20 protein-coding genes are annotated in these 21653 nt (G+C 61.4%); 16 read left to right on the top strand and 4 right to left on the bottom strand.

Features of this window, described 5'->3' with window-relative positions:
- Positions 1-178 precede the first annotated feature (178 nt).
- From RG2_RS23565 to RG2_RS23595, 7 genes are all read left to right on the top strand, one after another.
- Complete coding sequence (locus tag RG2_RS23565) at positions 179-880, top strand: Clp protease N-terminal domain-containing protein (RefSeq protein WP_033237058.1); 702 nt, start codon at positions 179-181, stop codon at positions 878-880.
- A gap of 58 nt (positions 881-938) precedes the next feature.
- The gene (locus tag RG2_RS23570; RefSeq protein WP_033237057.1) at positions 939-2615 is read left to right on the top strand and encodes an FAD-dependent oxidoreductase; all 1677 of its coding nucleotides are present in this window, start codon (positions 939-941) and stop codon (positions 2613-2615) included.
- Positions 2612-2965 (top strand): 4Fe-4S dicluster domain-containing protein, encoded by a 354-nt coding sequence (locus tag RG2_RS23575; RefSeq protein WP_033237056.1) that lies wholly within the window; start codon positions 2612-2614, stop codon positions 2963-2965. Before RG2_RS23570 ends, RG2_RS23575 begins: the two co-directional genes overlap by 4 nt.
- Positions 2962-3963, top strand: coding sequence for an ABC transporter substrate-binding protein (locus tag RG2_RS23580; protein ID WP_033237055.1), 1002 nt, complete (start codon positions 2962-2964; stop codon positions 3961-3963). The genes RG2_RS23575 and RG2_RS23580 overlap by 4 nt, the downstream gene beginning before the upstream one ends.
- Complete coding sequence (locus RG2_RS23585) at positions 3960-4805, top strand: ABC transporter permease (RefSeq protein WP_033237054.1); 846 nt, start codon at positions 3960-3962, stop codon at positions 4803-4805. Before RG2_RS23580 ends, RG2_RS23585 begins: the two co-directional genes overlap by 4 nt.
- Positions 4802-5530 (top strand): ABC transporter ATP-binding protein, encoded by a 729-nt coding sequence (locus RG2_RS23590; protein WP_033237053.1) that lies wholly within the window; start codon positions 4802-4804, stop codon positions 5528-5530. The genes RG2_RS23585 and RG2_RS23590 overlap by 4 nt, the downstream gene beginning before the upstream one ends.
- Before the next feature lie 64 nt (positions 5531-5594).
- Positions 5595-6389, top strand: a complete 795-nt coding sequence (locus RG2_RS23595) for an LLM class F420-dependent oxidoreductase (protein ID WP_033237104.1) — start codon at positions 5595-5597, stop codon at positions 6387-6389.
- A gap of 53 nt (positions 6390-6442) precedes the next feature.
- On the opposite strand, the gene RG2_RS23600 is transcribed toward RG2_RS23595, so the two are convergent.
- Genes RG2_RS23600 through RG2_RS23610 form a run of 3 tightly spaced genes read right to left on the bottom strand, consistent with a single transcriptional unit; the run spans position 6443 to position 10322 of the window.
- Entirely contained in the window at positions 6443-8134 is a 1692-nt protein-coding gene (locus tag RG2_RS23600) for an acyl-CoA dehydrogenase family protein (RefSeq protein WP_033237052.1), read from the bottom strand.
- 10 nt (positions 8135-8144) lie between these two features.
- Positions 8145-9650 carry a class I adenylate-forming enzyme family protein gene (locus tag RG2_RS23605; RefSeq protein ID WP_033237051.1) on the bottom strand — a complete coding sequence of 502 codons (1506 nt, stop codon included), beginning with the start codon at positions 9648-9650 and terminating at the stop codon, positions 8145-8147.
- 36 nt (positions 9651-9686) lie between these two features.
- Positions 9687-10322: a TetR/AcrR family transcriptional regulator C-terminal domain-containing protein gene (locus RG2_RS23610; RefSeq protein ID WP_033237050.1), complete on the bottom strand. Its 636-nt coding sequence runs from the start codon at positions 10320-10322 to the stop codon at positions 9687-9689.
- A gap of 250 nt (positions 10323-10572) precedes the next feature.
- On the opposite strand from RG2_RS23610, the gene RG2_RS23615 reads away from it, so the two are divergent.
- From RG2_RS23615 to RG2_RS23640, 6 genes are all read left to right on the top strand, one after another.
- Positions 10573-11571, top strand: a complete 999-nt coding sequence (locus RG2_RS23615) for a helix-turn-helix domain-containing protein (protein ID WP_033237049.1) — start codon at positions 10573-10575, stop codon at positions 11569-11571.
- A gap of 212 nt (positions 11572-11783) precedes the next feature.
- Entirely contained in the window at positions 11784-12833 is a 1050-nt protein-coding gene (gene oxdA / locus RG2_RS23620; protein ID WP_033237103.1) for an aliphatic aldoxime dehydratase, read from the top strand.
- A 22-nt stretch (positions 12834-12855) separates the two neighbouring features.
- Positions 12856-14421: an amidase gene (locus tag RG2_RS23625; RefSeq protein WP_033237048.1), complete on the top strand. Its 1566-nt coding sequence runs from the start codon at positions 12856-12858 to the stop codon at positions 14419-14421.
- Between the two features lie 28 nt (positions 14422-14449).
- Positions 14450-15073 carry a nitrile hydratase subunit alpha gene (gene nthA / locus RG2_RS23630; RefSeq protein ID WP_033237047.1) on the top strand — a complete coding sequence of 208 codons (624 nt, stop codon included), beginning with the start codon at positions 14450-14452 and terminating at the stop codon, positions 15071-15073.
- 26 nt (positions 15074-15099) lie between these two features.
- Positions 15100-15738, top strand: a complete 639-nt coding sequence (gene nthB, locus RG2_RS23635; RefSeq protein WP_033237046.1) for a nitrile hydratase subunit beta — start codon at positions 15100-15102, stop codon at positions 15736-15738.
- A gap of 116 nt (positions 15739-15854) precedes the next feature.
- Positions 15855-17063, top strand: coding sequence for a GTP-binding protein (locus tag RG2_RS23640; RefSeq protein WP_033237045.1), 1209 nt, complete (start codon positions 15855-15857; stop codon positions 17061-17063).
- Here the strand turns inward: RG2_RS23640 and RG2_RS23645 are convergent.
- Positions 17043-17969: a LysR family transcriptional regulator gene (locus RG2_RS23645; RefSeq protein ID WP_033237044.1), complete on the bottom strand. Its 927-nt coding sequence runs from the start codon at positions 17967-17969 to the stop codon at positions 17043-17045. The two genes, RG2_RS23640 and RG2_RS23645, sit on opposite strands and share 21 nt — an antisense overlap.
- Before the next feature lie 72 nt (positions 17970-18041).
- On the opposite strand from RG2_RS23645, the gene dapA reads away from it, so the two are divergent.
- From dapA to RG2_RS23660, 3 genes are all read left to right on the top strand, one after another.
- Entirely contained in the window at positions 18042-18950 is a 909-nt protein-coding gene (gene dapA / locus RG2_RS23650; RefSeq protein WP_033237043.1) for a 4-hydroxy-tetrahydrodipicolinate synthase, read from the top strand.
- Between the two features lie 133 nt (positions 18951-19083).
- Positions 19084-20895, top strand: coding sequence for an ABC transporter substrate-binding protein/permease (locus tag RG2_RS23655; RefSeq protein ID WP_033237042.1), 1812 nt, complete (start codon positions 19084-19086; stop codon positions 20893-20895).
- A gap of 4 nt (positions 20896-20899) precedes the next feature.
- Positions 20900-21643 (top strand): amino acid ABC transporter ATP-binding protein, encoded by a 744-nt coding sequence (locus tag RG2_RS23660; RefSeq protein WP_033237041.1) that lies wholly within the window; start codon positions 20900-20902, stop codon positions 21641-21643.
- Positions 21644-21653: the final 10 nt, after the last annotated feature.

The following is a 21653-nucleotide window of genomic DNA, read 5'->3' on the forward strand; positions in this document are numbered from 1 at the left end:
GTAGGCAGACCCGGACCTGAACCCGACGATTCGGACCAGCCTGAACTAAACCCGTGAGCAGCACTTTTCCGCCTTGTCGACGGCAACCGCCATTGTCGTCGCCACGCAGTGGGGGTTATATGGGGTTATGCACATCAGTGCAGGTCAGGGTGTCGAGTTGCGAGAGAGGCCGGGGCAGATGCCAAAGATCAACGTCTATGTTCCGGATGACCTCGCGGCAGCGGTGCGTGCCCGGCAACTCCCGATCTCGGCGATCTGCCAAATGGCGCTTCGCGGCGCACTCGATCGCGAAGCACCCGATTCTTCGGTGCGCATCACCGAGCACATCGAGACCGATCTGCCGTTCAGCCCTCACCTGGCATCGGTGATATCCCTGGCGCCGGCCGCTGCGGCCAGAAAAGGTTCGTTGACAGTTGATTCCGAACACTTGCTGCAAGCTCTCCTCGACGAGGAAGAGAACCTCATACTGCGCGGTCTCGACCACCTCGGGCTGACCCGCGCATCCATACAGAAAACTCTCGATCTGGTGGTACCCGACAAGGCACCCGTCGACGACAGCGACGTCACGTACGGCCCCGCGGCCCGCGTGATTCTCGAAGCAGCAGTGGCCGATGCGCACTTGGCCGGAAACTCCGTCGTAAACGGCGCAAATTTGGTGTGGGCCTTGGCAAACGCTTCCACAGGATATGCCGCCGACGTCCTGGACCACCTCGGATTCTTCCAGGTGACCACTCACCAAGCCCTCGGCTTGATCGAAGTTGGTGTCGGCCACACAAACCGATATGCACCGGCCGGCCAAGCTGCGATCCTCACGGAACTCGCCAAGATCACCGACCGCCTCGCGCGCCTCGAGGCTTCTCTCTCGTCTTCGTGTAGCTAGAGCGAAAAACTCGTAGCCCCCTCTCTTCTCACGCATTCCAGAATGGAGGTGCGCTGTCATGGCGCGCTCACTCCCTCGCTTTCACGGACAGATAGTCACGGACGATTCCGAGAGTCTGCATGTGTCGACCGACGTGCTGATTGTCGGCGGCGGACCGGCGGCAACCTGGGCGGCAGTTGCCGCAGCGGAATCCGGCGCCAGTGTCACGTTGGTAGACAAAGGCTATGTCGGCGCAAGCGGTGTAGCCGCGACGGCGGGAGTCGGCCATTGGCTCGTGCCCCCGGTTCCGGAGCGTCGCGACGAAGAAATCTCGCGGCGCGAACGCTCCGGTGGTTTCATCACCGATCGAGTCTGGACCGAAGCGGTTCTCGACGAGGCTTGGGAGCGAACAGCTCTCATCCCTGAATGGGGATACAAGCCCAGTGCCAAGCCGCGCAGTCCCGGCTCATTGTTCGGCGCGCGTCCCGGCGAGCGATCATTTTCCGGCGCGGCCCCGGACTACCTCCGCTTCCTGCGTGGGAAGGTCAAGAAATCCGGAGTCCATGTACTGGACCATAGCCCGGCACTGGAACTTCTCGTGGATTCCAACGGAACTGTCTCCGGGGCAACGGGTTACCAGCGTCAGGTCAAACGGCCCTGGCGCGTCGACGCCGGCGCCGTGATCCTCGCGACTGGCGGCACCACGTGGAAGAGCCACTCACTCGGCGGTGACGTGAACACCGGCGAGGGGCACTTGATGGCCGTCGAAGTCGGCGCACATCTCTCCAGCATGGAGTTCTCGAACTTCTACGGAATGGTGCCCTTCGGAACCAGCATGGACAAGAACGGATTCTTCGTCTCCGCGTCGTACTGGGATCACCGCGGTGAACCGATCCGGTATCACGACCTTCATCAAAGCCGCGCAGAGCTTCTCGGCGCTTCGCTGCGCGGCACGATCACCGCACAGTTCACTCAGTTCAACAAGGAGATATGGCCGGCGCTGCGCGCTGCGATGCCCAACTTCTTCATGGTGACGGACAAACTCGGGATCGATCCCTTCAACGAACGGTTCCCGATGGATTGGGTCCAAGAAGGAACTGTCCGGGGTACGGGCGGAATACACATTCTCGACTACGAGGCGTCGACGGGAGTGTCCGGCCTCTACGCGGCAGGCGATATCGCGGCGCGCGACCGCATAGTCGGCGCTGCCACCGGAGCGGGTGGCCCCAACCTGTCGTGGGCCATTGCGACCGGGACGTGGGCTGGACGCGCTGCGGCCGGATTCTCCGCACATCGTGGATTACCAACCCGATTCGATGTCGAACCGTCCGGAACCCTCGGTGTTCGTGGTCGAGGTGTCAACAGCGTCGACGACGCTGTTGACTCGATCCAGTCCGAAATGCTGCCGATCGACAAGGCAGTTTTCCGCAGCAACGACGGACTTGCCGACTCGGCTGCTCGCCTCGATCGACTGTGGGAGAGCGCATCTTCCGCCCCGATCGTCGAATACTCCGGCATGGAGGCAATCGCGCAACGCGAGAGCGCCGGAATGCTGGCGATGGGCCGGTGGGCGGTACGTACGGCCATGGCGCGCACGGAAACCCGTGGCATGCATACCCGCACCGATTTCCCTGACACGGATTCGAGCCAAGCTCACCGACTACTCAGTGGCGGGCTTGACGATATCTGGGTGGAGCCGGATACCGAATTACCCCGTGTTGGTATCACATTGGCCACGCAGGGGAGTGCGTCATGATCGAGATCATCAACGCCGACCGCTGCACCACGTGCGACATCTGCGTCCGGATCTGTCCGATGAACGTCTTCGAAGCCGTCCCGGACGCCCCTCCCGTGATCGCCAGACATTCGGACTGCCAGACGTGTTTCCAGTGTGAGGCGTACTGCCCGGCCGACGCCATGTTCGTCTCGCCCTCACGCACACCGGAACCGCAGGGCTCCGAGTTCCTCGACGAAGAGCACCTCCTCGGGCAGAACCTGCTCGGGATGTACCGCGAACGCGTCGGGTGGCGCAAATCGTCCGCCCGCCCGACACAATCCACAGCCGACTATCACCAGCTTGCCCAGAATGCCAGGAGAACACCATGACCATCCGCACTCGCACCAAAAGCCTTGCCGCACTGCTGGGAATCGCACTTCTCGCAACGGTGACCGCGTGCTCGTCGACCTCGGAAGCCACCGAGGGTACGTCGGCGTCACTGGTTCCGTTGACAGTGGGCGCTCCGTGGAACGGTGCGGCCGGTAAATCCCCCACGGACACAACCTCGTTCGGCTACGCCGTCCACGAGGGTCTGGCACAACCGATTCTCGAGAAGTACGGATTCGAGTACAAAGCCTTCGTCGGCTTCAACAACGGTCCGCCGGTGGTGCAGGCATTGCAGACTGGCGACGTACAGGTCGGCCTGATCGGTGACACACCGGCCGTTCAGGCCAAGGCCAGCGGAATCGACGTGCCCGCCTTGGTGATCGACAAGCCAGCGTCCGATATCTGGTTCCTCGGCCGAGAAGGTGGAGTGTCGAAGATCGAAGATCTTGCCGGAAAGAAGGTGGGACTCCAATTCGGCTCCAACTTCGACAAGTACGGACGCGCCGTACTCGAACGTGCCGGTGTTGCAGATCAGGTGGAGTTGGTGAATCTGCTCTTCGCCGACGCGCTTCCGGCCCTGCAGCGCGGCGATATCGACGCCGTTCCACTTCCCGCGACGACGGCCGGCATCTGGCGCAAGCAGATCAACTTCCCCATTCTGTCCAAGGCGAGCGTCGACGACCCCGATCTGCTGGCCACCAGCGTCGCCCTGACTTCGCGTGAGACTTTTGCGGCGAATCCCGAACTGGCAAAGGCAGTCTGGGAAGTTATCCAGGCCGGAGACAAAGCAATCGATGCGAACCACGACGCCTATGCTCAGTTCGTTTTTGATGCCACCGGCTCACCGGTAGATGTGGTCAAGGAAGCAACACTGTGGAATTTCCAGAGCGAACCAGTTGATCCGGACGGATTGAACACGGTGCGTTCGACGCTCGACTTCCTGGTCAAGTCCGGTAAGGCCCCCAACGCCTTCGACGTCACGACCTGGGCAGTGTCATGAGTGTGGAAGCACCGGCACTGCCCACGGTGAGAGCGCCTGAGCATCTCGCGCCGGCACCTACCCGTCGGCGGCGACGCTCACGATTGACCGATGTCGCGCTGCGCGCAAGCGTCCCGGTTGCACTGCTCGCCTTATGGGCGGTGGGATCGGCGACCGGCAAGATCGACGAGAAGACCTTCCCGTCGCCGTGGTCGGTGTGGTCCGCATTTGTCGAACTGCTGACGACAGGGGTTCTGTGGGAGAACCTTTCGGTATCGCTTGTCCGTGTTGCTATCGGATTTGCCATCGGCGGGGCACTGGGACTATCGCTCGGCATCATCTCCGGCCTGTTTGCTCTGGCCGACAAACTCCTCGACCCGACGCTGCAAATGCTCCGCACCATCCCGTTTCTCGCAATCACTCCGTTGCTGATCCTGTGGTTCGGCATCGACGAACGCCCCAAGATCATCATCATCGCAGCAGCAGCACTGTTTCCGCTGTACATCAACACTCACAGCGGCGTGCGAAACGTGGATCGCAAGGTCATCGAAGCCGGACGAGTGTTCGGGCTCCGTGGCATCGGGTTGATCCGTCAGGTAATTCTGCCGGAGATGATTCCGTCGGTGCTTGTCGGACTGCGGGCCTCGCTGTCGGTGTCGCTTCTCGCGCTCATCGTCGCCGAGTTGAGCAATGCCCCCAAGGGCCTGGGTTTCCTGATGACCTCAGCTCAGCAGTATTTCCAGACCGACATCCTGGTGGTTGTCGTGATCATCTACGCAATCTGGGGGTTGTCGGTCGACCTTCTCGTTCGAGCTATCGAGCGAATCCTGATGCCGTACAAGCAATGGGGGAAGTCCGCATGAGCATTCGAGACACCGGTGTACGCGCCAGTGGCATCGTCAAGACTTTTGGTGATCGCACAATCCTGGACGGTTTCTCGCTCGACGTGCAACCGGGGGAGTTCGTTGCACTCCTCGGAGCCAGCGGCAGTGGCAAGACAACCTTCCTGCGAATTCTTGCCGGCCTCGAGGGATACGACGCCGGGGAGGTGCACGCACCGGATGCGCGGACGGTCGTCTTCCAGGAGCCTCGCCTCATTGCGTCGAAGCGCGTCCAGGACAACGTCATACTGGGTCAGCGTGCTACCCGGAAGAATCGCGAAGCCGCAACCGCTGCGTTGGCCGAGGTGTCACTAGCCGGGCGCGAACGGGCTTGGCCCACAACCTTGTCCGGCGGTGAGGCGCAACGCGTCGCATTGGCCCGGGCCTTGGTACGCAACCCACAACTGTTGCTGCTGGACGAGCCGTTTGCGGCACTCGATGCGCTCACCCGACTGCGCATGCAGGCCTTGGTGGCAGAACTGTGCCGCAAACATCGTCCGGCAGTGCTGCTGGTGACTCACGACATCGACGAGGCAATCCTGCTCGCGGATCGTATTGCGGTGTTGCGCGACGGTCGTTTGAGCATCCTCGAAAACGTCTCGTTCGCGCAGCCGCGCAATCCAGCGCAACCGGGGTATACAGCTCTGCGCACTCGCCTACTCGAAGAATTGGGGGTCCACGAGTCGGTTGGTGCTGCACACACGTAGCGGCAACCGGGTGTTCCCGGCCATGATGAAGGGAGTAACCATTTCCTCTCGGCAGGAGCGCGGCATGACTCGTCCGGTACGCATCGGTGTTCAACTCCAACCCCAGCACGCACCCGACTACGGGCTGATCCGCGACGCGGTTCTGCGATCAGAAGACGCGGGGGTCGACATCGTCTTCAACTGGGACCACTTCTACCCGTTGACCGGCGATCCCGACGGAGCCCATTTCGAATGCTGGACCATGCTCGGGGCCTGGGCCGAGCAGACCGAACGTGTGGAGATCGGTGCCCTGGTCACGGGGGGTGGCTACCGCAATCCCGATCTGCTGGCCGATATGGCGCGAACCGTCGACCACATGAGCGGTGGACGCCTCATCCTCGGCATCGGCGCCGGCTGGTTCCAGAAGGACTACGACCAGTTCGGCTACGACTTCGGCACCCCAGGTTCACGGCTGAAACTGCTCGGCGAGTACCTGCCTCGCATCACACGGCGACTGGCCGGTGGCAACCCGCCGCCGACGCGCAATATCCCGGTTCTGATCGGCGGTGGCGGAGAGAAGAAGACCCTGCGACTGGTCGCCGAGTATGCCGATGTGTGGCACAGCTTCGGCGACCGCGAGACGCACCTGCGCAAGTCCGACATCCTGGCCGATCACTGCGCCGCTGTCGGACGCAATCCCCTGGATGTGGAGCATTCCGCCCCGTGGCCCGGATTGGAGAACGCCGCCGACCTGGTGGCCGACGGCGTCACTCTCTTCACAGTCAGTTCGAGCGGACCGGATTACGACCTGACAACCCTCGTCGAGGCAATCGGGTGGCGCGATGAGAACACCGCTCCTGCGTTGAGTGGGTTGGCCTGAAGGCCTGTGCGCCTTTTTGGTAGCGGGAACTACCAGAAAGGCGCACGGGGCGGTTACGCCCTAGCGAGAATCCCTGCGAAATCAGTTCCCACCGGCAGGGTTCCGTACTCGTGACCACGATCCTCGCCCAGTCGAGCGGCGATGAACGCCTCCGACGACGCGGCCGGCGCGTAACGCACCATCAGCGACGCCTGAAGCGCGAGCGCCATGGCTTCGACGACGGTCCGAGCCCTCAGCTGCGCGTCAGCGGGTGCCATCGTGGCGAGCTCACCGAGCTGGCGTCGTACCCGGTCGAGGTGCTGATCGAGAACCGGGTTGTTGCCACGGGCGAGGTTGACCTCGTGATCGAAGGCGGCGACGGAATCGGGTTCACGAGTCATCGCGCGCAATACGTCGAGCGCGATGACGTTGCCTGAACCCTCCCAAACGGCCATGACGGGCTGTTCGCGGTAGCGACGAGCCAGCGGGAAGTCCTCGGTGTACCCGTTGCCACCCAGGCATTCGAGAGCCTCGTACGAGTGATGCGGGCCGCGCTTGCAGATCCAGTACTTCGCGACGGCTGTCGCGAGGCGACGGAACGCCTTTTCCTGCTCGTCGGCGTCGTTGTCCTGCGCACGAGCCAAACGCAGTGCGGTGATGGTCGCGGCCTCGGATTCAAGCGCCAGGTCCGCGAGCACCGACGTCATGGCAGGCTGATCCGCCAGGACGGCACCAAAAGCGCTGCGGTGACGTGCGTGCCACACTGCCTCAGCGACCGACTGCCGCATTCCGGCGGTACTGCCGAGAATGCAGTCGAGACGCGTCTGCGACACCATCTCGATGATGGTCCGCACACCACGCCCTGGCTCACCGATCATGGTGCCGACGGTGCCGTCGAGCTCGATCTCGGATGACGCATTGGACTTGTTGCCCAGCTTGTTCTTCAGACGCTGGATGCGGAAGACGTTGCGCGTGCCGTCGGGCAGGATGCGCGGGAGCAGGAAGCACGAAAGACCTTCGCCTGCAGCACCTTCAGCCTGAGCCAGCACGAGGAAGGCGTCGGACATCGGTGCCGAGCAGAACCACTTGTGGCCGGTGAGCAGATAATCGGCACCCGGACCGCCGCGGCCCGCGGGCTTCGCGATGGTGGTGTTGGCGCGTACGTCGGAGCCGCCCTGCTTCTCCGTCATGGACATACCGAAGATGGCGGATGCCTTTCCGGGGGCGTCCAACTCGGGCGTGTAGCTGCGTGAGAGTGCGCGCGGCGTCCAGATGGCGGCGACATCAGGCTGCAGCTCGAGCGAGGGGATTACGGCATGTGTCATGGAGATGGGGCACGCATGACCGGGTTCGACCTGGGAGAACAGCATAAATGCCGCTGCGCGAGCAACATTGGCACCGGGCTTGGGGTTCTCCCACGCCGAGGTATGCGCTCCGTGAGCGACCGCGGCCGAGATGATGCGGTGGTACGACGGGTGATATTCCACCTCGTCGATGCGGTTACCCCACCGGTCGAAGGTGTGCAGTTCGGGGATGACGGTGTTTGCCAACTCGGCATCGTGCTGGAAGCCCGCACTGCCGACCAGTTCACCGATTCCGGTGAGTTCCTCTGTTGCCCAGTTTGCATCATGGCGTACGACGCCTTCCGCAAGCACGGCGTCGAGAAGGAACTCGTTGACGTCGGTACGCGGCACCGACTGATTGAGCACGGCATGCGTGCGATGCGGGGCCGGATGCGTGACGGTGTTTTCGGAAAGTTCAGTCATGACAAACCTTTCAGCTCGCGCTGCGGATGAGGTGCTTCTGGATCTTGCCGGTGGGTGTACGCGGGAGCACGGTCACAAATTTCACCTCACGTGGAATCTTGTAGCGCGCCAGCTTGTCCGAGAGGTAGGTCTTGATGTCGTCGGCATCGATGACGCCAGGTTCACGCCACACGACATGCGCAACGACGGTTTCGCCCCACTCCTCGTTGGGCTTGCCGACAACGGCCACGTCGACAACATCGGGGTGCCCGGAGATCACGTCCTCCACTTCCTTGGAGTAGACATTCTCGCCGCCGGTGATGATCATGTCCTTCGCGCGATCGACGATGAAGAGATAACCGTCTTCGTCGGTGCGCGCGAGATCGCCTGTTCGGTACCAATTTCCTTCGGCAAACGCGGCCGCAGTGGCTTCGGGATCATCGAGATAACCCTGCATGACGGTGTCGGCACGCAACCAGATCTCACCGATCTGCTCGGGCTCCACGTCGATGCCATTGTCACCAACGACCCGCAGATCCACACCGGCAAGCGCGAACTTGCCGATAGACCCGGCCTTGGTCAACTGCTCCTCTGGGTACAGCACCGTGCCGACAGGACCGGTCTCGGTCATGCCGTAGACCTGGCGGAACTCGGTGGTGCCGTAGGACTCCACGAGTCGGCGGGCAACATCGGCACCGATGGGGCCACCGCCGTACAACCACGCACGGACGCTACCGAGGTTGTAGTCGGCGAAGTTCGGCACCATGTTGAGGGCTGTCGTATAGATGACCGGAGGACCAAAGCAAAGCGTAATACGTTGTTCCTGAACAGTTTCCAGGAATGTCACCGGATGGTACTCACGAACCAGCACAACCGTTCCGCCCATGTAGAGCGTGGACATGAACCAGTTGTTGAGCGGTGACGCGTGCCAGATCGGAACAGCCATGAGCAGCCGCTCATCCCGCGTCGTCGAGACGGCAAGGCCGGCAGTGATCGCCACCCCGACCACGTTGCGGTGGCTGTGGACGCAGCCCTTCGGAGCGCCGGTTGTACCCGAGGTGTACAGGATTTCGGCCGGATCGTTTTCGTCGATCTCGACGCCGTCCACACCGTCCACGCTACTGATGGCGTCATCGAAGAAGTCGAAACCGTCTGCGGCAGAGTCTGTACTGACCAACTTTGCGGTGGTTTCGAGGCGACTGACGACCGGTGCCAGTTCACCGTCGAAGACACACACCGACACCTTGGCGTGTCCAAGCACGTAGGCGACTTCGGGCGTCTGCATCTTGTGATTGATGGGAACGACGACGGCGCCCAGACGCCAGGCTCCCAGCATCGCGTAGACAAAACCTGGTGTGTTGAAGCACATCAGAGCTACACGATCGCCACGCCCCACACCCAGATCTTCCAGATACGCGGCAGCACGCCGGCTTCCGTCCTGAACCTGCTGATACGAGTGTTCGTGGCCGCCTGCGATCAGGAACGGCTTGTCGGGCGTCTTGGTGACATTGCTGTCGAATACGCGAACGATGTTCATCGGCAAATCCTTAAAAGTCCTGATGGAGAGAGAGTTTCACTCCATCGAGCTGTTCAGTACTGCGTCGGGTATCTGAAGGGTGGCGAAAATGACGGCTACCGCTTCCTCGAGCGAGTAGCCGAAGCTCTCGCCGGTTGCGGTCTTCTGAATGACGAGGCCGAAGATCGCGGACCAGAAGGCTTTCGATTCGACGTCGATGCCCGCGCGCAGCTGCCAACCGGTGCGGACCAAAGTTCGGAGGAGGGCAGTTTCGCCTGAGGAGTGCAAGGTGCGGAGCGTCTCGGAGATGAGATCGCGTAGCTCGCCGCGCCGCCCCGTCATCATCATCGCTTCGACAAAGATCTCGACGCTCGGAGCTCCCGTACCGAGCAGCGATCCGACAAGTTTCTCGGTGTAGTCACCGACGGTAGCGGCGTCCGCGGCATCAACCTCGGCGCGTTTACCTGCCCGGAGAACAGCAGCGCAGGCGACCTCGACAAAAAGCTTCTCTTTGGATCCGTAGTAGTACGTCACCTGATTGGGATGAGCGCCGGCGGCCGCGCAAATTTGGGCGATGGATACGCACTCACCATGCTCGAGAAACAGTTCCGTGGCCGCGTCGAACAGAGCCTGACGGGTCTGCTTCCCGGATTGCCGTGTTGCTCGCGCTGCCGGTACTGCTTCGGTGGCCATGGACGCACTCCTACTTGTTTGTATGACAAACAATAACTTGGTGTTGTTTGTATGGCAAACAATTTTCTTCGAACGCGAACGCCCGAGTGAGAATTACGAGTGATGTCGATCGACACCTCACACACAGCGGACTAGTCTTCTCCCACAGAGCGAAGCCCGTTCCTACTCGATCGGGATGAACGCCAGACTAAGCACATTCGATGTTTAGCCAACCGAACAACTCGATTCTTCTGCGAGGAGGTGCCCGTCAATGCTCGAGAATTCTGATGTTCCGCTTGCCACTCGGGCAACTATCGCCGGGGACTGGGCAGACCTACTGCGCGAACACTTTGTTGCTCTGGACGTATCCGATATCGACGACCGCACACGTTTCACCGGCGCTGTCCAATCGGCTCAGCTTGCCCACGTCAAGGTTGCTGCCGTTCAGTCGATGGAACAACGAATAGTGCGCAGCAACAGTTTGATCAGGGATGACGGCGCCGACTACCTGCAAATCGGGATGATCCGCCGCGGTAGCGCGATAGTGCGGCAGGACGAGCGAGAATGCGTACTGCGATGCGGTGACTACGTGCTGTACGACACCACCCGTCCATTCGATTGGCAATTCGAGGGACATCCCAACGACGGGTTCTGGGGACTCGAGGTCTTCACCTGGCCAAGGCCGTCTCTGGCGCTCGCCGACGCTGAAATCCGGAGCCTCACCGCCGTTGCGTTTGACGGTCACACCGGCATGAGTGGACTTCTAGGTCGCTTTCTTCACGATCTTGCGTCAGTCCGCATGGCCTCTGATGTCGCCGGAGCCGAGGCTGAGATCATCGAGGAAATCAGCGGTTTGGTGAAATCGTTCCTGCACACCACAATCCGTCCGGTCGCCTCGTATCGTAACGACCTTTACGAGATGGCACTTTCGGTCATCGACGACCGCATCGAGGACCCGTCGCTGTCGCCGGTAAACATCGCCGAATCGGTCGCAGTTTCCATTCGACAGTTGCATCGGGTCTTCGCCGAACACGGCACGACTGTCTCACGCTCGATTCGACGTCGTCGCCTGGAAGTCTGTCGCCGAGAGATGGTGCGACACGGGACCGCAGAGCGGTCGTTGACTCAAATTGCTCACCGATGGGGATTTACGGACCCCTCTACCTTCAGTCGAGCGTTCAAAGCCGAGTTCGGGATGAGTCCTCGCCGATACCGCTCGGAATCACTCGCTGCGTCACTCGATTCCGCGAACTCTGCCTCACTCCGGTAACAAACGGTAACGCGCACGTAACCTGCTGCGCTACTTATCTATTCGAGATCGCCGCGATAATCCGGCACTGCAGGAACAATCCGAGGTTCTTGGCACTGTGGTCCATGTTTCTGGCATTTCTGGTCAAGTTTGCCGGGCGTTGCGGGCGTAGATTTTCGATACGCCGTTGCCGCAGCGTCAGGCAACCGATGACCTACTCGGATGGAGTGCTCATGGAATCTGCGATCAGTGAACATCTCAAATGCCCACGGACCTTGACTCGTAGGGTTCCGGATACGTACGCACCGCCGTTTCCCATGTGGGTGGGGCGATCGGACGAGAAATTGCACCAAGTGGTGATGGGCTACTTCGGCGTGCAATTCCGCGGAGACGAACAGCGTTCGGACGCACTGGCGGCCATGCGCAACATAGTCGCCAGTCTCGATCTGGCTGACGGCGCGCTACACCACGATCTGACCCACCACCTCGACAACCAAGGCTACGAGAACTTGATTGTCGCAGGGTACTGGACGGACCCTGCGTCCCAACAACGTTGGAGCAAGTCCCGAGCGGTGGCGGACTGGTGGGAATCTGCTGACCGCCTGTCTGACGGCTTGGGTTTCTTCCGCGAGATCGTGGCACCGCGGGCCGAGCAGTTCGAAACGCTGTACGCGTTCCAAGATAATCTCCCCGGTGTCGGAGCGGTGATGGACGGCATCAGCGGCGACATAAACGAACACGGCTACTGGGGTTCGATGCGCGAACGATTTCCGATCTCCCAGACCGACTGGATACAACCGTCCGGCGAACTACGTGTGATCGCAGGCGATCCCACAGCAGGTGGCCGTGTAGTGGTACGCGGGCACGACAACATCGCATTGATTCGATCCGGTCAAGATTGGGCCGATGCCGAAGCAGACGAACGCAGTCTGTACCTGGACGAAATCCTGCCGACTCTCGAAGCAGGAATGGACTTCCTCCGCGACAACGGCCAGGCAGTGGGCTGCTACAGCAACAGGTTTGTGCGCAACATCGACATCGACGGCAACTTTCTCGACCTGAGTTACAACATCGGACACTGGGCCTCGCTCGACAATCTCGAGCGCTGGTCGGAGTCCCACCCGACCCACCTACGCATTTTCACCACGTTCTTTCGTGTAGCCGAAAATCTGGAGAAACTCCGCCTCTACCACGAGGTCTCGGTATTCGACGCGGACGCACAGCAGTACGAGTACATCAACTGTCACCCGCACACCGGAATGCTGCGCGACGCCACACACTGATCAGATCAGGAGCACACTTCTCATGGCAATAATTCGACCAGATGACAACGCAATAGATTCTGCTGCACAGCATTACGGAATCGACCTAGACGATACGGCCAAGCGGGAGTGGCCGGCCCTGATCGACGGAGCGCTCGGCTCCTACGATGCAGTCGATCAACTGTATGCCGACGAAGCAGCACCAACGCCGATCTCCCGCGAATACCGGACACCCGAATCTGACGAAAATCTTATGGGCGCTTGGTATGTGACAACCGAGATTCTTCCGACATCGGACGGCGTCCTGGGCGATCGTCGGGTAGCGATCAAGGACAACGTCAGTGTGGCGGGCGTGCCGATGATGAACGGGTCACGGTCGGTCGAAGGATTTGTTCCCTCCCGCGACGCCACTGTCGTCACTCGACTACTCGCAGCCGGGGCGACGGTTGCCGGCAAAGCAGTGTGCGAAGACTTGTGCTTCTCCGGTTCGAGTTTCACCCCGGCTAGCGGACCCGTTCGCAATCCATGGGACCCGCACCGTGAGGCCGGTGGATCATCGGGTGGCAGTGCAGCTCTCGTGGCCAATGGTGACGTCGACATTGCCATCGGCGGAGACCAGGGTGGATCGATTCGTATCCCTGCTGCATTTTGTGGCGTCGTCGGGCACAAGCCCACTTTCGGACTTGTCCCCTACACGGGCGCTTTTCCTATCGAGCGCACCATCGACCACCTCGGGCCGATCACTCGCAGCGTCGACGATGCGGCACTGATGCTTTCGGTCATTGCAGGCCGCGACGGCAACGACCCCCGACAACCCGAGAATCTCGAGACGGACGACTATTTGTCCAACCTCGGCTCCGGCGTAGCGGGGATGCGAATCGGTGTTGTGCGAGAAGGATTCGGTCAGGCCGTCTCACAACCGGAGGTCGACGACGCCATCCGTTCAGCGGCGTACAGCTTGACCGAGGCCAGATGCGTTGTGGAGGAAGTGAGCATTCCCTGGCACGTGCACGCCTTCCATATCTGGAATGTCATTGCCACTGACGGTGGCGCCTACCAGATGCTCGACGGCAACGGATACGGACTCAATGTCGAAGGTCTTTACGACCCGGAACTGATGGCACACTTTGCTTCTCGCCGTGTTCAGCATGCGAATGACTTGTCGGAAACTGTCAAACTGGTTGCGTTGACCGGCCATCACGGTGTTACCACGCTTGCAGGTGCCACCTACGGCAAAGCCCGCAACCTGGTGCCCCATGCCCGTGCCGCCTACGATGCCGCGCTGGAACAGTACGACGTGCTGGTAATGCCTACTCTGCCGTATGTCGCATCCGAGTTACCCGCTGCGAATGTCGACCGCGCCACCTTCATCACCAAGGCCCTCGGCATGGTCGCCAACACCGCACCGTTCGACGTCACCGGCCACCCTTCTCTCTCTGTCCCGGCAAGTCTGGTTAACGGTCTGCCGACCGGAATGATGATCACCGGCAAGCGTTTCGACGACGCAAAGGTACTACAGGTCGGTCGCGCATTCGAGAAGATTCGCGGTGCATTTCCGGCGCCGGCCCGCCACACATCCACAGTCCTTATTCCACCGATTCACACGTGATCAGCCCCCACAGGAAAGGTGAAACACAATGTCAGTAACGGTCGACCACACAACGGAGAATGCGGCACCAGCCCAGGCACCTGTCTCCGACCGCGCGTGGGCGTTGTTCCGCGCACTCGACGGCAAGGGATTGGTCCCTGCCGGTTACGTCGAGGGATGGAAGAAGACCTTCGAAGAGGACTTCAGCCCCAAGCGCGGCGCGGAGTTGGTCGCGCGAGCCTGGACCGACCCCGAATTTCGGCAGCTGCTCCTCACCGACGGTACTGCGGCAGTGGCTCAGTACGGCTATCTGGGACCTCAGGGTGAGTACATCGTGGCCGTCGAAGACACTCCGACGCTCAAGAACGTGATCGTGTGCTCACTGTGTTCGTGCACCGCCTGGCCGATTCTCGGTCTGCCGCCCACCTGGTACAAGAGTTTCGAATACCGTGCGCGAGTGGTCCGTGAGCCACGGAAGGTTCTCTCCGAGATGGGAACCGAGATCGCATCGGATACCGAGATTCGCGTGTACGACACCACCGCCGAAACTCGCTACATGGTCCTCCCACAACGCCCCGCAGACACCGAGGGTTGGAGCCAGGCGCAGCTGCAGGAAATCGTCACCAAGGACTGCCTGATCGGGGTCGCAATCCCGCAGATCCCCACCGTCTGATCACACCGACAAGAAAGAAGCACACCATGGATGGAGTACACGATCTTGCCGGAGTTCAAGGCTTCGGCAAAGTCCCGCATACCGTCAACGCCGACATCGGCCCCACCTTCCATGCCGAGTGGGAACACCTGCCGTACAGCCTGATGTTCGCTGGTGTCGCCGAACTCGGCGCATTCAGCGTCGACGAAGTTCGATACGTCGTCGAGCGGATGGAACCCCGCCACTACATGATGACCCCGTACTACGAGAGGTACGTCATCGGCGTCGCCACTCTGATGGTCGAAAAAGGGATCCTGACGCAAGACGAGCTCGAAACTCTTGCAGGCGGACCGTTCCCACTGTCACGGCCCAGCGAATCCGAAGGGCGGCCGGCACCCGCCGAGACGACCACCTTCGAAGTTGGGCAGCGAGTACGCGTGTGCGACGAGTACGTTCCGGGGCATATTCGAATGCCTGCGTACTGCCGTGGGCGGGTGGGAACCATCTCTCATCGGACCACCCAGAAGTGGCCGTTCCCCGACGCAATCGGTCACGGGCGCAACGACGCCGGCGAAGAACCCACGTACCACGTGAAGTTCGCCGCGGAGGAACTGTTCGGCCGCGACACCGACGGCGGAAGCGTCGTGGTCGATCTCTTCGAGGGGTACCTCGAGCCGACGGCCTGATTTTCCACCAACCCTGATCTTCCCGCAACGCCAGGCGGCGGTCATGCGATCGCACCGTTTTGCACGACCGCCGCCAAACCACAGCGATCCACTCATCCGGAAGGACTCTGGAAATCATGGTCGACACACGACTTCCGGTCACGGTGCTCTCAGGCTTCCTGGGAGCCGGGAAAACGACACTCCTCAACGAGATTCTGCGTAACCGTGAGGGTCGACGAGTGGCGGTGATCGTCAACGACATGAGCGAAATCAACATCGACAGTGCAGAAGTCGAGCGCGAGATATCGCTGAGTCGGTCCGAGGAGAGATTGGTCGAGATGACCAACGGCTGCATCTGCTGCACTCTGCGTGAAGACCTTCTCGCTGAGATTGCGACGCTGGCCGCCGACGGTCGCTTCGACTACCTTCTCATCGAATCTTCGGGCATTTCCGAACCGCTGCCCGTCGCGGAAACGTTCACTTTCATCGATACCGACGGTCACGCTCTGGCGGACATCGCTCGCCTCGACACCATGGTGACAGTCGTCGACGGACACAGTTTTCTCCGTGACTACGCGGCTGGGGGTCGCGTCGACACCGATGCCCCAGAAGACGAACGAGACATCGCGGATCTGCTGGTCGATCAGATCGAATTTGCCGACGTCATCCTGGTAAGCAAAGCCGATCTCGTGACGCCACAACACCTGATCGAACTGACAGCGGTCCTACGATCTTTGAATGCGACTGCCGCGATAGTGCCAATGACTCATGGCCGAATTCCACTCGACACCATTCTCGATACCGGTTTGTTCTCTCTCGAGAGAGCAGCGCAGGCCCCTGGCTGGCTACAAGAACTTCAAGGTGAACACACCCCCGAAACCGAAGAGTACGGAATCAGTTCGGTGGTGTACCGCGAGCGCGCACCCTTCCACCCACAACGGCTACACGACTTCCTCACGAGCGAGTGGACAAACGGAAGGCTACTTCGGGCCAAGGGCTATTTCTGGAATGCCTTCCGGTTCAACGAGATCGGCAGTATTTCTCAGGCAGGACATCTCATCCGGCACGGATACGTCGGACGATGGTGGAAGTTTCTTTCCGACGATCTCTGGCCCGCCGATGACTACCGTCGTTCGGGAATCCTCGACAAGTGGGAAGAACCCGTCGGCGACTGCCGGCAGGAGCTCGTCTTCATCGGCCAGGGCATCGACCCGGTTCGACTTCGCAGAGAACTCGATGCCTGCCTACTCACCACAGCGGAGATCGAACTCGGGCCAGACGTGTGGACCACGTGGCAAGACCCGCTCGGAGCCGGACACAGCGAGTCAACCGCTGCGGCCCCCTGAGCCGTCACCGAGGGTTGCCGGATCAAGGGCTTGCAGCACTACCCGAATCGCCGGGCTGGAATCCGCGCTTCGGCGCCACGCTGCATGCACCTCACGCTTCGGTGCCCGCTCCAGTGGCCGCGACACCAACTCTTCCCCCAACGGCGGACGGGCAAGGCGAGGAATCAAAGCGATTACCTCTCCCGAAGAAACCAGCGACAGCTGCGTGGCAAAATCGTCGACCAGATGTCGCACATCGGCATCCTCGCCCACGTCGGCGAACAACCGTCGGAACCACTGGTGACACACGGTCCCCGGCGGACTTGTCACCCACGCGTGACCCGCTAGGTCGGCACTGGTCAGAGGTCGGTCGAGCTGCGCAAGTGCATGCGTCCGATTCATCACGACATCACCGACATCAGTGTGAATGTGACGCTCGGCCAGCGACGAAGGAAGCGAAGGCGGCAATCCATCGGCATCGTGAACAACCGCAAAGTCCGCGGTACCGGCGTCGACGCTGTGCAGCGCCTGGTCCGGGTCCTGCTCGGTGACGCGCACTTGTAGGTCCGGGCACTCGGTCGACAATCGCACGATCGCCGGCGCAAGCAGCCCCCGGATTCCTGTCGAGAATGCCGCTACTCGGAGTACTCCACGCGGCGCACCGTCCGAAACCGACTGTGCTGCTTCGACGCAACGCTCCAGCGCGTCGAACACATCAGGCGCCGAATCGACGATGGCCTGCCCGGCGGGCGTGAGCACAACTCCGCGGCCTGCAGTCGCAAGCACCGGTACACCGACTTGACGCTCGAGCCTCTTGATCTGCTGCGATATCGCCGACGCTGTGAACCCGAGTTCCTCTGCGGCTCGCGCCAGCGTTCCGAGAGCGGCCACCGACCGCAGCGCCCGCAAAGCTCCGACATCGATCATGAAGCCAGGCTACGCAATATCGCGAAAAAAACATCGCTGGACCGAAGGTATCGGCACAGGCACGATCACTTCATGACCATCTCGCAGCACCGCGCCGAACTACTCTTCGGCACCAACCTCGTCGCCATGGTGACTCCGATGCGCCCCGACGGAACGCTCGACGAAACGGGCATCACCAGTCTCGTCGACCACCTGTTGAGCACCGGATGTGACGGCATCGTCGTCGGTGGAACCACCGGCGAGTCGCCCACCTTGACCGAACCCGAAATGACGCGACTGGTCAGAGCAGTGAGCGAACAGTCGAACAATCGGGCTCGGGTGATCGCTGGTGTCGGCACCTACAACACTGCCGACAGCATCCGTCGTGCCCGCGACGCCGAGGCAGCGGGAGCGGACGCATTGCTACTCGTCTGCCCCTATTACTCCAAGCCGACTCAGGCCGGAATCGTGGCCCACTGCGTCGCGGTTGCAGACGCCACCGAACTGCCCGTGATGCTCTACGACGTTCCCGCCAGGACGGGCGTCGCCATGGAAACCTCCACACTGATCGAACTCTCCGACCACCCCCTGATCCGGGCGGTCAAGGATGCCAAGGGCGACCTCTTCGAAGCAATGACGGTCATGTCCCGAACATCGCTGGCCTATTACTGCGGTATCGACGAACTCAACTTGCCCTACCTCGCGTGTGGCGCCGCAGGCGTGGTCAGCGTCGTGGGCAACGTCCTCGCCGACCGCAACGCCGAACTCATCAGCGCCGTCCGGGTCGGCGACCTCAGCTCCGCTAACGCTGTCCAAAGCTCGCTACTCGAGATCGTGGACGCCATCATGCGCACGTCCCAAGGTGCGGTCATGGCCAAGGCCGCCCTGGCAGAACTCGGAATCATCCCGCACGCCGGCGTGCGCCTTCCACTGATCGAGTCGCCGCCCGCTCACCGGCGTCGCCTCACCGAAGCAATGGGTACTCTGTCGATAGCAGTCTGACCATTTCCCGCACCCGCTGATACTTAAAATCACGCTGATTTGAAAGCGTGCGCCCAGTGCAGAAGCCTGATGTCCGAAATCTGCAAGCGTTCTTCCACCCGGAGATCGCTACGGTTAGGACTACGCTGCTCGCATGTTTTCCTCCGTCGCAGCGAAGATCCGCTTGGTGGTGGCACTGCTCCTCACCGCACTCTTGGCGCTAACTCTGTCATCGTGCTCGAGCAGTTCGGAATCATCGGCAGCCCCCACAGACCTGTGTGCGCCTCCCGGAGTGGGAGCTGCAACCGCAGCGCCCACAAACCTGGACGCAGCCGCAGGTGCAGGCGCCGAAGACCGATACACCACGGCCACCGTCACCCCGATCGACCAGATCGACATCTCGAAACTCAACCTGATCAAACCGGGTGTCATCACCGTCGGCACGCTCGGCGACGCGCCGCCGAGCATCTGCGTCAACTCCGAGAATCAGTACACCGGTTACGACAACGAGCTCCTCAAAGCCATCGCAGACAAGCTGGGCCTGAAGGTCGAGTTTGTCGGCACCGAGTTTGCCGGTCTGCTCGCGCAGGTCGCCGGACGCCGCTTCGACGTCGGCTCCTCGTCCATCACCACCACGGATGAGCGTCGTAATACCGTCGGCTTCACGAACGGCTACGACTTCGGCTACTTCTCCCTCGTCGTACCCAACGGCAGCCCCATCACCGGCTTCGGCGATCTGGACGCGTCCAAACGCATCGGCGTCGTACAGGGAACGGTTCAGGACGATTACGTCGTCAACACCTTGAAGCTCGATCCAGTGAAGTTCCCCGACTACGCAACCGCGTACGCGAACCTCAAATCCGGCCAGATCGACGCCTGGGTCGCACCGTCACAGCAGGCCGAAGGCGCCATCGCCCCGGGTGATCCCACGTCGATCATCCAGAACACCTTCTCGGTGAACAACTTTGTCGGCTGGGCAGTGAACAAGGAAAACCAGCCGCTCATCGACGCCCTGAACTCGGGTCTCGACGCCGTCATCGCCGACGGAACCTGGGCCGAGCTTTACTCCGACTGGGTTCCGCGCGAACTTCCCGAGGGTTGGAAGCCCGGCTCCAAGGCCGCCGCGACGCCTGAGTTGCCGGACTTCGCCGCCCTCGCGGCCGAGAAGCCTGCCACGACGGACGAGACGACGACCTACCAGCCCAAGTCGACGTTCCAGCAGCTCAAGGACACGTTCTTCGACTGGCAGCTGTACAAGCAAGCGTTCCCGGATCTCCTGAAGACCGGTTTGCCCAACACCATCATTCTGGCGCTCGCGTCCGGCGTTATCGGCACAGTATTGGGCATGCTGCTGGCAGTCGCGGGAATCTCGCGGACGCGTTGGCTGCGCTGGCCGGCGCGCGTCTACACGGACATCTTCCGCGGCCTGCCGGCCGTCGTCATCATCTTGATCGTCGGCCTGGGCGTCGGCCCCATCGTCAAGAACATCACCGGCAGCAACCCGTACTGGCTGGGCGTCGCGGCGCTGTCGCTACTCGCGTCGGCGTATATCGGTGAGATCTTCCGATCGGGTATCCAGAGCGTCGAACCCGGCCAGCTCGAGGCCTCTCGCGCGTTGGGCTTCAGCTACCGCAAATCCATGTCGCTTGTGGTCATTCCTCAGGGTGTACGACGCGTTCTGCCTGCATTGATGAATCAGTTCATCTCGCTGATCAAGGACTCGTCGCTGATCTACTTCCTGGGACTGCTCGTCACACAGCGCGAACTTTTTGCCGTGGGACGCGACCTCAACGCCCAGACCGGAAACCTGTCACCGCTCGTCGCGGCCGGCCTGTTCTACCTCGCGCTGACCATCCCGCTGACCCACCTCGTCAACTACATCGACAATCGCCTCCGGACGGGACGCGCCGACACTTCCGGCACGTTGGATCCGCTCGAGCAGGCCATCGTCGTGGAAAGGGGCTGAGGACATGACCAGCTCTGAACTGAAATCCGTCTCCCTCACCGGCACGGACCTGCACCTGTCCTTCGGCACCAACAAAGTCCTGCGGGGCGTCAACCTCCACGTCGACGCCGGCAATACCGTCACCGTCATCGGGCCGTCCGGATCGGGCAAGTCGACGCTCTTGCGCGTGCTGAACCGCCTGCACGAGCCCGAGCAGGGTGACGTTCTCCTCGACGGGAAGTCCGTCCTGAAGGACAACCCTGACGAGTTGCGACAGCGCATCGGCATGGTGTTCCAGCACTTCAACCTGTTCCCGCACAAGACGGTGGCCGAGAACATCGCGCTAGGACCGAACAAGCTCAAGGGACTGTCCAAGGACGCGGCTCGCGCATTGGCCCTCGAGCAGCTCGAACTGGTGGGACTGCGGGAGAAGGCGGATTCCCGCCCGGGCAACCTGTCCGGTGGCCAGCAGCAACGTGTTGCTATCGCCCGGGCCTTGGCAATGAAGCCCGAAGTCATGTTCTTCGACGAAGCGACATCGGCCCTCGACCCCGAATTGGTCAAGGGCGTGTTGGCCCTCATGGCAGACCTCGCGAAATCCGGCATGACGATGGTGGTCGTGACCCACGAAATGGGCTTCGCCCGTTCCGTTTCCGACAAGGTGCTGTTCATGGATCGTGGCGCCGTTGTCGAAACAGGAACTCCGGAACAGCTATTCGACGATCCGGAAACGGAACGATTGCAGGCGTTCTTGTCGCAGGTGTTGTAGGGGCCTTCGG

The sequence above is a fragment of the Rhodococcus globerulus NBRC 14531 genome (genome assembly GCF_001894805.1).
GTDB lineage: Bacteria > Actinomycetota > Actinomycetes > Mycobacteriales > Mycobacteriaceae > Rhodococcus_F > Rhodococcus_F globerula.

What these genes read in the sequence shown, in the direction of transcription:
- RG2_RS23565 (WP_033237058.1), top strand. Translation starts at nt 179, where the DNA reads ATGCCAAAGATCAACGTCTATGTTCCGGATGACCTCGCGGCAGCGGTG.
- RG2_RS23570 (WP_033237057.1), top strand. Translation starts at nt 939, where the DNA reads ATGGCGCGCTCACTCCCTCGCTTTCACGGACAGATAGTCACGGACGAT.
- RG2_RS23575 (WP_033237056.1), top strand. Translation starts at nt 2,612, where the DNA reads ATGATCGAGATCATCAACGCCGACCGCTGCACCACGTGCGACATCTGC.
- RG2_RS23580 (WP_033237055.1), top strand. Translation starts at nt 2,962, where the DNA reads ATGACCATCCGCACTCGCACCAAAAGCCTTGCCGCACTGCTGGGAATC.
- RG2_RS23585 (WP_033237054.1), top strand. Translation starts at nt 3,960, where the DNA reads ATGAGTGTGGAAGCACCGGCACTGCCCACGGTGAGAGCGCCTGAGCAT.
- RG2_RS23590 (WP_033237053.1), top strand. Translation starts at nt 4,802, where the DNA reads ATGAGCATTCGAGACACCGGTGTACGCGCCAGTGGCATCGTCAAGACT.
- RG2_RS23595 (WP_033237104.1), top strand. Translation starts at nt 5,595, where the DNA reads ATGACTCGTCCGGTACGCATCGGTGTTCAACTCCAACCCCAGCACGCA.
- RG2_RS23600 (WP_033237052.1), bottom strand. Translation starts at nt 8,134, where the DNA reads ATGACTGAACTTTCCGAAAACACCGTCACGCATCCGGCCCCGCATCGC.
- RG2_RS23605 (WP_033237051.1), bottom strand. Translation starts at nt 9,650, where the DNA reads ATGAACATCGTTCGCGTATTCGACAGCAATGTCACCAAGACGCCCGAC.
- RG2_RS23610 (WP_033237050.1), bottom strand. Translation starts at nt 10,322, where the DNA reads ATGGCCACCGAAGCAGTACCGGCAGCGCGAGCAACACGGCAATCCGGG.
- RG2_RS23615 (WP_033237049.1), top strand. Translation starts at nt 10,573, where the DNA reads ATGCTCGAGAATTCTGATGTTCCGCTTGCCACTCGGGCAACTATCGCC.
- oxdA (WP_033237103.1), top strand. Translation starts at nt 11,784, where the DNA reads ATGGAATCTGCGATCAGTGAACATCTCAAATGCCCACGGACCTTGACT.
- RG2_RS23625 (WP_033237048.1), top strand. Translation starts at nt 12,856, where the DNA reads ATGGCAATAATTCGACCAGATGACAACGCAATAGATTCTGCTGCACAG.
- nthA (WP_033237047.1), top strand. Translation starts at nt 14,450, where the DNA reads ATGTCAGTAACGGTCGACCACACAACGGAGAATGCGGCACCAGCCCAG.
- nthB (WP_033237046.1), top strand. Translation starts at nt 15,100, where the DNA reads ATGGATGGAGTACACGATCTTGCCGGAGTTCAAGGCTTCGGCAAAGTC.
- RG2_RS23640 (WP_033237045.1), top strand. Translation starts at nt 15,855, where the DNA reads ATGGTCGACACACGACTTCCGGTCACGGTGCTCTCAGGCTTCCTGGGA.
- RG2_RS23645 (WP_033237044.1), bottom strand. Translation starts at nt 17,969, where the DNA reads ATGATCGATGTCGGAGCTTTGCGGGCGCTGCGGTCGGTGGCCGCTCTC.
- dapA (WP_033237043.1), top strand. Translation starts at nt 18,042, where the DNA reads ATGACCATCTCGCAGCACCGCGCCGAACTACTCTTCGGCACCAACCTC.
- RG2_RS23655 (WP_033237042.1), top strand. Translation starts at nt 19,084, where the DNA reads ATGTTTTCCTCCGTCGCAGCGAAGATCCGCTTGGTGGTGGCACTGCTC.
- RG2_RS23660 (WP_033237041.1), top strand. Translation starts at nt 20,900, where the DNA reads ATGACCAGCTCTGAACTGAAATCCGTCTCCCTCACCGGCACGGACCTG.